The organism is Nocardioides sp. NPDC006303 (assembly GCF_040613175.1).
Lineage (GTDB): Bacteria > Actinomycetota > Actinomycetes > Propionibacteriales > Nocardioidaceae > Nocardioides.
This window is the reverse complement of sequence record NZ_JBEXRR010000051.1, coordinates 1-11,708: the sequence shown is the minus strand read 5'-3', so window position 1 is coordinate 11,708 and position 11,708 is coordinate 1. Positions and strand designations below refer to the sequence as shown.

Annotated in this window: 13 protein-coding genes and 2 riboswitches; of the genes, 6 read left to right on the top strand and 7 right to left on the bottom strand. The window is 69.8% G+C overall.

What is annotated here, in order from left to right; all coding sequences use genetic code 11:
- The first annotated feature begins 59 nt into the window (after positions 1-59).
- On the top strand, positions 60-986 hold the full coding sequence (locus ABZY89_RS26345) for a cobalamin biosynthesis protein (protein ID WP_355232006.1): 927 nt from the start codon (positions 60-62) through the stop codon (positions 984-986).
- On the opposite strand, the gene ABZY89_RS26340 is transcribed toward ABZY89_RS26345, so the two are convergent.
- The 4 genes from ABZY89_RS26340 to ABZY89_RS26325 all read right to left on the bottom strand — a co-directional run bounded on the left by ABZY89_RS26340 (position 970) and on the right by ABZY89_RS26325 (position 4,169).
- Positions 970-1,236: a hypothetical protein gene (locus ABZY89_RS26340; RefSeq protein WP_355232004.1), complete on the bottom strand. Its 267-nt coding sequence runs from the start codon at positions 1,234-1,236 to the stop codon at positions 970-972. The two genes, ABZY89_RS26345 and ABZY89_RS26340, sit on opposite strands and share 17 nt — an antisense overlap.
- Positions 1,237-1,328: 92 nt before the next feature.
- On the bottom strand, positions 1,329-1,454 hold the full coding sequence (locus tag ABZY89_RS26335; RefSeq protein WP_355232002.1) for a hypothetical protein: 126 nt from the start codon (positions 1,452-1,454) through the stop codon (positions 1,329-1,331).
- 19 nt (positions 1,455-1,473) lie between these two features.
- On the bottom strand, positions 1,474-3,171 hold the full coding sequence (locus ABZY89_RS26330) for a ribonucleotide reductase N-terminal alpha domain-containing protein (RefSeq protein ID WP_355232000.1): 1,698 nt from the start codon (positions 3,169-3,171) through the stop codon (positions 1,474-1,476).
- Positions 3,171-4,169 (bottom strand): ribonucleotide-diphosphate reductase subunit beta, encoded by a 999-nt coding sequence (locus tag ABZY89_RS26325; protein WP_355231998.1) that lies wholly within the window; start codon positions 4,167-4,169, stop codon positions 3,171-3,173. The genes ABZY89_RS26330 and ABZY89_RS26325 overlap by 1 nt, the downstream gene beginning before the upstream one ends.
- A 150-nt stretch (positions 4,170-4,319) precedes the next feature.
- Positions 4,320-4,537, bottom strand: a riboswitch (cobalamin riboswitch).
- A gap of 89 nt (positions 4,538-4,626) precedes the next feature.
- Positions 4,627-4,812: riboswitch (cobalamin riboswitch) on the top strand.
- Positions 4,813-4,925: 113 nt separating this feature from the next.
- Here ABZY89_RS26325 and ABZY89_RS26320 point away from each other — a divergent pair.
- From ABZY89_RS26320 to ABZY89_RS26300, 5 genes are all read left to right on the top strand, one after another.
- On the top strand, positions 4,926-5,936 hold the full coding sequence (locus tag ABZY89_RS26320) for an iron ABC transporter permease (protein ID WP_355232044.1): 1,011 nt from the start codon (positions 4,926-4,928) through the stop codon (positions 5,934-5,936).
- Positions 5,933-6,769: an ABC transporter ATP-binding protein gene (locus tag ABZY89_RS26315; protein ID WP_355231996.1), complete on the top strand. Its 837-nt coding sequence runs from the start codon at positions 5,933-5,935 to the stop codon at positions 6,767-6,769. The genes ABZY89_RS26320 and ABZY89_RS26315 overlap by 4 nt, the downstream gene beginning before the upstream one ends.
- On the top strand, positions 6,766-7,860 hold the full coding sequence (locus ABZY89_RS26310; protein WP_355231994.1) for an ABC transporter substrate-binding protein: 1,095 nt from the start codon (positions 6,766-6,768) through the stop codon (positions 7,858-7,860). The genes ABZY89_RS26315 and ABZY89_RS26310 overlap by 4 nt, the downstream gene beginning before the upstream one ends.
- A gap of 153 nt (positions 7,861-8,013) precedes the next feature.
- On the top strand, positions 8,014-8,229 hold the full coding sequence (locus tag ABZY89_RS26305; RefSeq protein ID WP_160028078.1) for a CbtB-domain containing protein: 216 nt from the start codon (positions 8,014-8,016) through the stop codon (positions 8,227-8,229).
- The gene (locus tag ABZY89_RS26300; RefSeq protein WP_355231992.1) at positions 8,229-9,008 is read left to right on the top strand and encodes a CbtA family protein; all 780 of its coding nucleotides are present in this window, start codon (positions 8,229-8,231) and stop codon (positions 9,006-9,008) included. The genes ABZY89_RS26305 and ABZY89_RS26300 overlap by 1 nt, the downstream gene beginning before the upstream one ends.
- Before the next feature lie 2 nt (positions 9,009-9,010).
- Here the strand turns inward: ABZY89_RS26300 and ABZY89_RS26295 are convergent, their stop codons facing one another.
- The 3 genes from ABZY89_RS26295 to ABZY89_RS26285 are packed head-to-tail and all read right to left on the bottom strand — an operon-like array spanning position 9,011 to position 11,601.
- A complete protein-coding gene (locus ABZY89_RS26295; protein WP_355231990.1) occupies positions 9,011-10,180 on the bottom strand; it encodes a hypothetical protein in 1,170 nt (389 codons plus the stop codon).
- Between the two features lie 9 nt (positions 10,181-10,189).
- A complete protein-coding gene (locus ABZY89_RS26290) occupies positions 10,190-10,879 on the bottom strand; it encodes a (2Fe-2S) ferredoxin domain-containing protein (RefSeq protein ID WP_355231988.1) in 690 nt (229 codons plus the stop codon).
- Positions 10,876-11,601 carry a cobalt-precorrin-6A reductase gene (locus tag ABZY89_RS26285; protein ID WP_355231986.1) on the bottom strand — a complete coding sequence of 242 codons (726 nt, stop codon included), beginning with the start codon at positions 11,599-11,601 and terminating at the stop codon, positions 10,876-10,878. Before ABZY89_RS26285 ends, ABZY89_RS26290 begins: the two co-directional genes overlap by 4 nt.
- Positions 11,602-11,708 lie beyond the last annotated feature (107 nt).

Sequence of the window (11,708 nt, the reverse complement as noted above, 5' to 3'; positions counted from 1 at the left end):
GGCGGCATCTTCCCGCCATGGCGGGAAAACGCGCATCTCCGTCCGTCAGGAGCAGCCAGATGAACCCACGTGCGGCCGGACTCCTCGCCGGATTCGCGCTCGACCGGCTGCTGGGTGACCCGCGCCGTTACCACCCGGTCGCCGGGTTCGGCACCGTCGCGATGCGGGCCGAACGGGCCTGGTACGCGGACGACCGAGCTCGAGGTGTCCTCCACAGCGCGACCCTGGTCGGGGGAGCGGTGGTCCTGGGCGCCGCCGTGGAGCGCCTCGCCCCCGGCCGGATCGGGACGACCCTGGTGACCGCGGCCGCGACCTGGGCGGTCCTCGGCGGCCGCTCGCTGGAGCGGGAGGCGCTGGCCGTCCACGCCCATCTCGACCGCGACGACCTCCCCGCCGCGCGACAGCGGCTGACCCACCTCGTCGGCCGCGACACCGACGAGCTCGACGCCTCCGAGGTCTCCCGGGCCGTCGTCGAGAGCGTCGCCGAGAACACCTCCGACGCCGTGGTCGCACCGCTGGTGTGGGGAGCCGTCGCGGGCGTACCCGGCCTGCTCGGCTACCGCGCCGCCAACACCCTGGACGCGATGGTCGGGCACCACAACGACCGCTACGAGCGCTTCGGCTGGGCCAGCGCCCGCCTCGACGACCTGCTCAACCTGCCCGGCTCCCGCCTCTCCGGCGTGCTCACGCTGGCCGCCGCTCCGTCGCGGGCCAGGCAGGCGTGGGAGGCCTGGCGCCGCGACGCCGCACGGCACCCGAGCCCGAACGCCGGCGTCGTCGAGGCGTCCTTCGCCGGCGCCCTCGACATCCGCCTCGGCGGCACGAACCGCTACTACGGCAACCGGGTCGAGCACCGCGCGGTGATGGGCGACGGCCGCGACGCCGCCCCTGCCGACGTCGTCAGCGCCACCGCACTGGCCCGCAGGGTCGGCATCGGCGCGGCCCTGGTCGCGGCGGCGTACGCCGTCATCACTCAGCGCCCGTGACGGAAGGCCGGGCCAGGACCGCGGGCGGCGCCTCAGCGATGCCCGGTCCGCCGGCGCGGGTCCATTGGGCCAGAGCGTCGGCGACCCTCGGAGTGCCGACACGAGCGACCCAGACGGGCCGCGCCCCGCGCTGCCGCCCCTCGGGTGAGGGGCCGACCACCACGACGTCGGCTCGCTCGCAGGGGCCGAGGCAGTCGGCGACACGTACGTTCGCCGACTCCCCGGCAGCTGCGTTCAGCGCCGTGAGCACGGCCGCATGGTCCACCCCGGGCGACTTCCGCTCCGTCCCGCAGCAGCATCCGCGGCAGACCGTCAGCGTCGGTCGGCCAGCGGCCGCATCGCTCATCCCTCGCAGGCCTCACAGTCCGGGCCGTTCTCGATGGCACAGACCGCGGCATCGCTCCAGTCGTCCCAGGTCAGGTCGTCGATCGCGTCGGTGGTAGCGGTCGGGTTCTCGTTCATGGTCATGCCTCTCGGTCGAAGTAGATCAGTTGGTGCGGGTCTGCTTGCTGGCCTGGATGCCGGCCCGCGAGCGCAGGTAGTACAGGCTCTTGATGTTCGGGTCGAGCAGGGCGAGCTTGTGGATCTTGCTGATGTACTGCGGGGTCGCGTCGGCCTGGAAGAACAGGTTGAGCGACTGGGCCTGGTCGATGTAGACCTGCCGGTCCGACGCGCGGGCGAGCAGGATCTCCTGGTCGATCTCGTAGCCGGTCTTGAAGACGTCCTTCTCGTGCTCGTCGAGCCAGTCGACGTGCTGGACCGAGCCGCCGTGGTCGACGATGTCGTCGATGTGCGCCTGGTCGTAGACCCCGCGCTCCTCCATGACCTCGACGAGGTTCTGGTTGGCCCGCGGCATCTCGCCGGCCGAGGTGGTCTGGTTCCAGACGTTGGCGACGTACGGCTCGATGCCCTGGCTGGTGCCGCCGACGATCACCGCGGTGCTCATCGTCGGCGCGATCGCCATCAGGTGGGAGTTGCGCCGTCCGACGCACCACTCCGGGATGCCCGCGACCGAGCCCATCCACCGCGACGCGGCGTCGGCGTGCGCCGAGATCCGCTCGAAGATGTCCTTGTTGAGCGCCGCCGCCTTGTCCGACTCGAACGGCACCCGCTGCTTCTGCAGGTAGTCGTGGTAGCCCATCACGCCCAGCCCCAGGCTGCGGGCCTTCTCGGTGTAGCGCACCGCGCGCTCCAGGCCGCGGATGGTGCGCGCCTTGCGCAGGAACGCCTCGGCGACCGCGTCGAGGAAGACGGTCGCGACGTACGCCGTGTCCTGGTCCTTCCACTCGTCGTAGGTCGACAGGTTCAGCGAGGAGAGCACGCAGGTGTAGGAGTGGTCCTCGTCGGAGAAGAGTGTGATCTCCGAGCACAGGTTGGAGGCCTTGTTGGCCAGCCCGTTGGCCCGGTACGACTCGGTCTGGGCGGCGTTGACGGTGTCGACCTTCCAGATGTAGCCCTTGCCCAGCACCACTCGGATCTTCAGCACCCGCTGATAGCGCTCGAGCGCGTCGCGGTCCCCGGCGAGCATCCGGTCGATGAACGCCTGGCTGAAGATCCAGCCGACGTTCTTGTTGGCGGGCTCGCGGAAGATCAGGTCGGCGAGCTCGAAGAAGTCCGGGTGGTCCACCGGCAGGTAGCCCGCCCAGGAGCCGCGGCGGGTGGCGCCCTGGCTGATCTGGTTGGTCATCTCCACGAAGTTGCAGAAGACCGGGACCACGCCGTTGGCCTTGCCGTTGTCGCTGAACTTCGCGCCACGGGGCCGGACATCACCGAGGTACGCCGAGGTCCCGAACCCGTTCTGGGAGAGGATCGCCGCCTCCTTGAGGGTCTCGTAGAAGCCCCAGACCGAGTCCTCGACGTACGAGCCCTCGCAGGAGACGGGCAGACCCCGGTCGGTGCCCAGGTTGGACAGCACCGGCGTCGACGGCGAGAGCCAGCCGTTCCAGATCGCCTCGAAGAACCGCTCCGTCCAGGAGACGCCGTCCTCGCGCGGGTACATCTCGTCGGCGAGTTCGCCGGCGGTGCTGGCGATGGTCTCGTAGCGCTCCCGGACGCTCTGCTCGGCGACGGTGTACTTGGCCTTGAACATGGCGTAGCCCGCCGTGGTCATGAAGGCGGGCACGATGCCCTCGGCCTGCAGGGCCTTGCGCTCGGCAGAGAGCGCCTCCCAGTTGCTGTTGCTCATTAGAAGCTGAACTCCGTCTCGCCGATGTTGCGGTTGTATTCGTTGCCGGTGACCTGGAAGAAGTCGTGGAACTGGGTGCCGTTGATGCCGCTGTAGAACCATTCGGCGATCGGGTTGGCCTCGACGTTGAACAGCGGCTCCATCCGCATGTTCTCCAGGGTCATGTCGATGCGGGACCTCACGAAGGTCTCCAGGTCGGCCTGGTCGATGCCGGCGATCGGCCCGTGGTCGAAGAGCATCTCCACGATCCGGGCCTCGTGGGCGTAGAGGTGCTCGGCGACGCCGCGGACGCGGGCGAAGAGGTCGTCGCGCTCGGCCTCGAACTTGTCGGCCGGGACGGTGGCGGCGTACTCATCGAGGGTGGTGTTGAATAGCCAGGCGCCGCCGGTGGCGTGCAGGTTCTCGTCGCGGGCGGAGAAGTTGATGCCGCTGATCACGTTCTGCAGCAGGTTCTTCCCGCCGGACTGGAAGTGCTTGAGGAAGGCGAAGTTGGAGTAGAGGACGCAGTTCTCCATCAGCGTGAAGACGCTCAGCGCGTAGAGCAGGTCCTCGTCGGCGATCGCGTCCCAGACGAACTGGATCCGCTCGGCCAGCACCGGGTCGTTCTTGTAGGAGTCGTAGAACTCCTCGGTGTCGATCATCAGCACCTTGTTGAGCTTCGCGTAGAACGGCGCGTGCATGTTCAGCTCGGCGAACGAGAAGGCGTTGGCCATCATCTGGACCTCCGGACGCGGGAACGCGTGGAAGATCCGGTCACCCCACACCTCGCCGCCGAGGATCAGCTCGTAGATGGTGAACAGCTTCAGCGTGGTCTTGACCGCGGCCTGCTCGGCGTCGGTCATGTTGACCAGGAAGTCCTGCTTGTCGTTCTCGACCGGGATCTCCTCAGCGGTCCAGAAGATGCTCCGCTGCTTCTTGGCCAGGTCCTCGGCCATCGGATAGTCGAAGACGTACGCCGACTTCTCGGTGCGGATCGGTAGACCCTCGGTGTCGATCAAGCCCCATGCCCCTTGCTCACGCGGGCCCCCGGCCCGCTGGATGTCTCGTGCATCCGTGCCGAGGCAGGGAGGACGGCGGCAGCGCGCCGGGCGGACCCGGTCACGTGGTGCTCGCTCGATCCCCTGACCTTCCCTCGAGGTCGCGGACCCCACCATGAGGTGGGCACTGGCAGGTCTTCGGACTCGTGGGCGTCATCGTGCTCGGTCCTAGTGGCCGTCGCTTCCCAGGAGCCGGCTTGCTCCCAGTGCTTCGTGACGGCGGTCGTTCCCACTCACCGCTGCGGGGCAGTCCCGGACTCACACCGGGTTCCCTCTTGCCTCTCCCGCCCCGTCGCCGAGGTGGGAGAACCAGCTGCGAGGACCACTATATGCGGGAATTACACCAATGCAACTTCCTAGATCTTGTGTTCCGCCGTGTCGTCGGAAACGTCTCCGACACCGTCTCCGCAGCCCGTGCTAGCCTCTGCGCCGAGTCGAACGCATCCTGATGGATGCCAGGGAACTCCGGTGTGAATCCGGGACTGGCGCGCAGCGGTGAGGGCGACGGTGACGGCCAGGAAGCCACTGGGGACCGAGTCCCTGGGAAGGCGGCGTCACCGGGTGAACCCGAGTCCGAAAACCTGTCGGCTCAGATGTACGTCACGGCCCTCGCGACCAGGGTCCAGAGGACCTGAGAGGCCGACCGCCGTGGAAACGCTGTCCCGCGAGACCCTGAGCCCGCGCCGTGCTCGTGAGGGGAGACGACGAGTCCCGTTCGTGCCGCTGGTGGCCGGGCTGCTGCTCGCGTCGGTGCTCAGCGCCGTCGCGTCCCTGGCCTTCGGGTCCGAGCGGATACCCCTCGGTGAGGTCGTCGCGACGGTCGGCGACCGGCTCCAGGGCGACGCGCCGGGGAAGTGGGACGTGATCGTGTGGGAGCTGCGTGTCCCCAGGGCGATGATGGCGCTCGCGGTGGGCGCCGGCCTGGCAGTGGCCGGTACCGGCATGCAGACCCTGGTCCGTAACCCGCTCGCCGACCCGTTCCTGCTCGGGATCAGCTCGGGCGCCTCGGTGGGGGCGACGGCGGCGATCACCACCGGGGCGCTGGGCGGCCTCGGCATCTATGCCGTCTCCGGCGGAGCGCTGCTCGGGGCGGTCGGCTCGGCGATGCTGGTCTGGTTGGTGGCCACCGCCCAGGGCGGGTTGACCCCGATCCGGCTGGTGCTCTCCGGAGTCGTGCTCTCCTCCGGACTCTCCGCGATCGCCTCGTTCCTGGTCTTCATGAGCGATGATCCGCGTGCGGCCGACTCGGTGATGTTCTGGATGCTCGGCAGCGTCGGTGGCGCCAGCTGGGAGAAGCTGTGGCTGCCCGCAGTCCTCGGCTTCGTGCTGGGGCTCGGAATGCTGGCGCTGCACCGTTGGCTGGACGCCCTGGCCGCCGGCCCCGAGACCGCTGCCGCGCTCGGCGTCGACGTCGCGGCGCTGCGTACGACTCTCTTCGTCGCGCTGGCCGTGCTGGTCGGGGTCCTGGTCGCGGTCAGCGGTGGGATCGGGTTCGTCGGGCTGATCGTGCCGCACGCGGCCCGGCTGCTCGTGGGCGCCCAGCACCGGGTGGTGCTCCCGGTCGCGGCCCTGGGCGGCGGGCTGTTCCTGCTGTGGGTCGACGTGCTCGCCCGGGTGGTGGCCCGGCCCCAGGAGATCCCGCTGGGAGTGGTCACCGGCGTCGTCGGCGCGCCGCTGTTCCTCCTGCTGCTGGGCCGTGGCCGGTATCGCTTCGGCGGCGACGGATGAGCGGCCAGCCCGCGCTGCGGCTGCGCGGCGTCGCCGCCCGGCTGGGCGAGCGCGAGGTGCTTCGCGACGTCGATCTGGACGTGCCGGTGGGCACCCGCCTTGGCATCGTGGGCGTGAACGGCGTGGGCAAGTCGACCCTGCTGCGGATCCTCGCCGGAGTGCTGCGGCCCAGCGCCGGGCACGCCTACCTCGCCGATGACTCCGGCGAACTCCGCGAGACCGCCCGGACCAGCTCGCGCGAACGCGCCCGCCGGATGGCGTACGTCCCCCAGGAAGAGGTCGCCTCCGCGGAGCTGCTCGTCGGCGAGATGGTCGCGCTGGGCCGGGTGCCACGCACGAGGCCGTGGTCCCGAGGCGGACGACAGGAGCGCGAGATCGTTCGTTCGGCCCTCGACGCCGTCGGTCTGGCCGACCGCCTCGACGACCCGTGCGACCGGCTGTCCGGCGGCGAGCGGCGGCGGGTGGTGATGGCTCGCGGCCTCGCCCAGGAGTGCCCGGTGATGCTCTTGGACGAGCCCACCAACCATCTCGACGTCGCCTGGCAGCTCCGGCTGCTCCAGAGTGTCGCCGACCGGGCCGAGACTCTGGTCGCGACCATCCACGACCTCGACCTGGCGCTGCGCTCCTTCGACCGGCTCGCGGTCCTCGGCCGGCCACGGGGCAGCGATCCCGACAGCGGCCCGGCGACCGTCGTGGCCCATGGCCCGCCTGCCGAAATCCTCGACACCATCCGCGTCGAGCACCACTTCGGCGTCGGCTCGGTCCAGGTGCCGCATCCACATCTGGACCAGCCCCACCTGCTCATCCACCCTCGGAAGGACCGATCGGCATGACCCAGCGCATCGCCAGCCCCGTACGCCCCGGCATCGTCTGTCTCGCCGCGCTCGCGCTCGGCACCACGATCCTCACCGCGTGCGGGACGGAGGAGAAGGCCACCGATGAAGCCGGGAAGGGCGCGATCACCGTCGAGAACTGTGGCGAGAAGCTCACGGTCGACGAGCCGGTCACCGAGCTGTACGCCTACGACGGCGGGATCATCTCCATCGCCCTGGCCGTCGGTGCCCGCGAGGAGCTGGTCGCCGTGACAGGCCTGGCCCGGGACAAGCAGCTGCTGGACCTCGCCTACCCCACAGACAGGGTCGACGAGCTCGAGATCGTGGGCGATGACCACCCGACGCTGGAGACAGTCCTGGCACTCGACCCGCAGGTGATGTTCGCGGGCTGGGGCTACGGGTTCAGCGAGTCGCGCAACCTGGTGCCCGAGATGGTGCAGGAGCGGGGTATCGAGACCTACCTCCTCAGCGAGACCTGCCGGCAGGAGGACGGTGACCGGGGCACCATGGAGGCCTGGACGGCGCTGCGTACCGACCTGCTCAACATCGGCGAGCTGACCGGCCATGACGTGACCGCGACGAAGGTCGTGGCGGACATCGAGAAGCGCCGCAAGGCCCTGGAGAGCGCGCCGAAGCCTGACGAGGAGCCGACCGCGTTCCTCTTCGACTCCGGCACCGATGCGATCTTCACCTCCGGATCCTTCGGCGGGCCGCAGGCGATCTTCGACACCGCCGGAGTGACCAGTGCGACCGCCGACGTCGAGGACACCTGGACCGAGGTCGGCTGGGAGCGCTTTGCCGCCGCCGAGCCCGACGTCATCTACTTCGTGGACTACCCGGGGCAGTCCTACGAGGAGAAGGTCAAGGTCCTCAAGGCCAACCCGGCATCCCGCGACCTGCCCGCCGTCAAGGAGAACAGGTTCGTCAACCTGCCCTACGCGATGTGGGTCTCGGGTCCGCTCAACATCGACGCCGCCGAGTGGGTCCGGCGCTCGCTGGAGCACTTCGGACTCGCACCCGAGTCCGGGATCGAACCGACGCTCGACATCACCGATCTCACCAACCTCGCCGGCAACGAGTGGCTCCGCTGAGATCCCGCTATAGTGCACGGAACGGACATGAGGAAGCCGGTGGAACTCCGGCACAGTCGCGCTACTGTGACATCGCCTTGCGGCGGTGGAGTCAGACCCGAGTGTCCGTCCAACCCCAACGAACAGGGACGCAGGTATCCCTGAGGAGGACATATGTCGCAGCACGCTGTGGCGCCCGTCGCCGGCGCCGACCTTCCCACCATCCCGCTCCGTGAGCTGGCCCCCTGGGCGCTCTTCTTCGGTCTGCTCGGTCTTCTGGTGCTCTTCTTCATCAGCGCCGACCAGGGCGCCGTCTCGATCCCGTCCGGCACCCTGATCCACGAGTGGGTCCACGACGGTCGTCACCTGCTCGGTTACCCCTGCCACTGATGAGCCCGCGTGCATTTCTCGTACGCGGCCTCCTAGCTGGACTCCTTGCCGGCGTCGTCACCTTCCTGGTGGCGTACGCCGTCGGTGAGCCGCAGGTCGGTGCTGCCATCGCGCTGGAGGAGTCCGCCGGCGCCGACGGGCACTCGCACTCCCATGCCGCCGAAGGTGACGAGGGTGGAGCGGAGCCCGCCGAGGTCTCCCGCACCAACCAGAGCACCTGGGGGCTGCTGACCGGCACCCTGGCCGTCGGCGTCGCGCTCGGGGGCATCCTCGGGCTGGTCGCCGCACTCGCCCTCGGGCGGATCGGGCGGCTCACGCCGGGCCAGTCGACGGCGCTCGTCACCCTGATCGGGTTCGTCGCGGTCGCGCTGGTGCCGTTCCTCAAGTACCCAGCGACCCCACCGGCGGTCGGCAGCGGCGACACCATCGGTGTCCGCACCGCGGTCTACTTCGCCTTCCAGGCGCTCTCGGTCGTGGCGGCCGTGGTGGTGACGTACGCCGCCGTGCGGCTGCGCGGGCGGTTCGGCACCTATCTCGCCGTGGTCGGTGCGATCGCGGCCTACCTGGTCGTCATGGTCGTCGCCGGGGAGCTGTTCACGACGGTCAACGAGGTCGGGGACTTCCCGGCCGACACGTTGTGGTTCTTCCGCCGGGCATCGCTGATCACGCTCGCCACCATGTGGGGCGTGATCGGAGTGGCGCTGACCGGCCTGGTGATCAGGCTGCACGCTACGGAGCGCGCCGTCGCGGAGCGAAAGGCCCTTGCCGCGAGCCTCTGATTTCAGCGCCGGGTGACCCAGGCGCTGAACCAGCGGGGAGTCCCGTCCGGGAAGCCTCGGACGCCCCGCTTCAGATCGGTGACCGGGATGCGGTTCTTCCTGGCACCGGTCCGGAGCGGGGCGAGGTTCGTGCTCACCAGATCCTCGGAATGGATCCACAGGTCGCAGAGGGCGTAGCCGTAGGTGAAGGTGTGGTCCGCCCACAGGGCGCGGCGCTGGGACGCGGTGCATCGGGCGAAGACCTCGGTGAGGTCATGCAGCGCCAGAGCGACCCGGGTGCGGGAGTGCTCCGCGACGTACGTCGGGTTGACCACCTGGCTGGACTGCCCGGGTGCGCGGAACTCTCGTGATCCGACCCACGCGGTGATCCTCGTGTCACGGACGACCAGCACCTCGGTGATCTCGTCCCAGCCGATCCTCAGCCCGCCACGGGTGATCACACCGGCCTCGGTGACGGCCAGGTCGATCGCGTCGGCACCGCGGCGGGTCAGCAGCGGGACAGCCAGCGCCGCAAGTGCGGTCCCCATCGTCAGGAACATGAACGAGATCGTAGGCACCAGCAGCTGGGCACCAAGGTGGTCGAGGTCGGAGAACCACGCACCGAACGCGCCGAAGTTCTCCGGTGCGCTCCAGTCCCACCCGGCGATGGGGTTGGTCCACCAGATCCACAGGCGATTCAGATAGGCGAGCGCGAAGTAGCCGACCAGGTACGCCGACGGCATTCCGAGCAGCAGGAACAGGCCGGTCCGCCAGAGCAGGTTCGCCTGGCCGCGAGGTGAGGAACGGAGGGCGTCGTCGGGCCCCTCGGAAGAGTCGTCGGGTCGGGCGGCCCGGAATCGGTCTGCTCCGCGGCGTACCCCGATCCGGGGGAGCCGGCGGAATCGGTTCGCCGGTCGCAACACCTCGGCGATCAGCTGGTTGAAGCCGAAGAGCCCGATCCATGCCGAGAGCGCCATGGGGACGAGGATGAACGGGCCGGCGATGAAGACGGCGGGTCCGCCTTCCTCCGCCATAATGGCGAGGATCCACACGCAGAGCCCCGCGAGCACCAGGATTGCCAGCTTTGCGACGACGAGGCCTACGGCCTCGGCGATGTAGAACCCCGAGCGTTCGGTCAGAAACTTTTTGAGAGTGGTTCGCCGTGAGCCCACGGTGCCGGGGTTGCTGGACACAGGCGCAGCCTATCTGTCGGTAAAGCGAGGGAGACGATGCGCCTCCACGGGGCGGCCACCGGCCAGGTGATCGCGCACGATCACCCGGGCGGCGGCCGCTTCCACGTTGCCGTACCAGACATCGTCGGGCTGGACGCTGAGCACCGGCGCCTGGTTGCACGGGAACTGGCACCCGGTGTGGGTGATCAGCAGGTCGTCGTCGCCGAGGCCGGCCTCCATCGCGCCGAGGATCACGGCCCTTGCCGTCTCCTCCGAGCCCTTCGCGGTGCAGCGTGGGCCGCGGCAGATCAGGACCTGTCGTACGTGTTCGGGGACTCGCTCCCAGGCGGGCGAGGTCAGCCCGGGCTCCGTGCCGGTGATCGGCCGGGTCTCTGCGAACGCGTCGGAGAGCTCGTCGCGGGTGGTCGCCAGACGGGTCGCGATCTGGATCTCAGGGCGGTCTGCGGGGCGCTCACGCCACCAGTGGGCCGCGATCCGGCGCAGCCAGGAGTGGCCGGGGGCGAGCGGGCCGAGGCTGACGCCGGCCAGCGTGACCGTGGTGGCACCCTCGTCGGCGAGCCTGGTCAGCTCGGCGGAGAGCGAGGGGCCGCCCATCTGCAGGAACGCGAGGCTCGCGTCGAGCTCACCGGCCCAGTCGAGTAGGTCCTGTCGCCGGTCGACATCGGTCACCGACATCCCGACGAGGACGCGGACGCTCACCGGAGCCCCTTGACCCAGGCGATCGCGTCGGCGACATCGTTGACGGTATGGACCTCGCCAGGCCCGCCCGGTCGGCGGACGACGACCACCTTCACGCCCAGCTCGGCCGCCGCGTCCATCTTCGGCCTGGTGTAGGTGCCGCCGGAGTCCTTGGTGATGAGTACGTCGGTGCGGTGCTCGCGCATCAGCTCTCGCTCGCCCTCGAGGTGGTAGGGCCCCCGACTGGTCAGCAGCGTCCACGGCTCAGGCAGGTCGAGCTCGGGCCGGTCGACCACCCGCGCGAGTGCGGAGCGCCCGGCCAGTGCAGGTACGAAGCGCCCGAGCTCTTGGCGGCCGACCGTGATGAACGGTCGATCGCCGAGGCCGGCGGCGACCTTGGCGGCATCGTCGTGGGTGTCGACGTAGGTCCAGGACGGGTCCGCCGGCCAGCCCGGCCGCTCCAGCCTGAGCAGCGGATGGCCGCTCTGCCCGCAGGCCGCGGCCGCGTTGGCCGACATCCCGCGGGCGAAGGGATGGGTGGCGTCGACGACCGCGTCGCACTCCGCGAGAGCCGTCATCAGCCCCTCGACGCCGCCGAACCCACCGATCCGCACCTCTCCGACGGGCAGCCGCGGTCGCGCCACCCGCCCTGCCAGCGAGGAGGTGACGTCCACGCCCTCGTCGACCAGCCGCGCCGCTAGATCCCGCGCCTCCCCGGTCCCGCCCAAGATCAACAGCCTCATCGTTCGACTCTCCCGCTGGTCGAGCCGCCGGAGCCGCTAGGCGGAGGCGTGTCGAGACCAACACGGTCCGCTGTCGCGCTCGGGGGGACTGTGTTGGTCTCGACACG

What these genes read in the sequence shown, in the direction of transcription:
- ABZY89_RS26345 (WP_355232006.1), top strand. Translation starts at nt 60, where the DNA reads ATGAACCCACGTGCGGCCGGACTCCTCGCCGGATTCGCGCTCGACCGG.
- ABZY89_RS26335 (WP_355232002.1), bottom strand. Translation starts at nt 1,454, where the DNA reads ATGACCATGAACGAGAACCCGACCGCTACCACCGACGCGATCGACGAC.
- ABZY89_RS26330 (WP_355232000.1), bottom strand. Translation starts at nt 3,171, where the DNA reads ATGAGCAACAGCAACTGGGAGGCGCTCTCTGCCGAGCGCAAGGCCCTG.
- ABZY89_RS26315 (WP_355231996.1), top strand. Translation starts at nt 5,933, where the DNA reads ATGAGCGGCCAGCCCGCGCTGCGGCTGCGCGGCGTCGCCGCCCGGCTG.
- ABZY89_RS26310 (WP_355231994.1), top strand. Translation starts at nt 6,766, where the DNA reads ATGACCCAGCGCATCGCCAGCCCCGTACGCCCCGGCATCGTCTGTCTC.
- ABZY89_RS26305 (WP_160028078.1), top strand. Translation starts at nt 8,014, where the DNA reads ATGTCGCAGCACGCTGTGGCGCCCGTCGCCGGCGCCGACCTTCCCACC.
- ABZY89_RS26300 (WP_355231992.1), top strand. Translation starts at nt 8,229, where the DNA reads ATGAGCCCGCGTGCATTTCTCGTACGCGGCCTCCTAGCTGGACTCCTT.
- ABZY89_RS26285 (WP_355231986.1), bottom strand. Translation starts at nt 11,601, where the DNA reads ATGAGGCTGTTGATCTTGGGCGGGACCGGGGAGGCGCGGGATCTAGCG.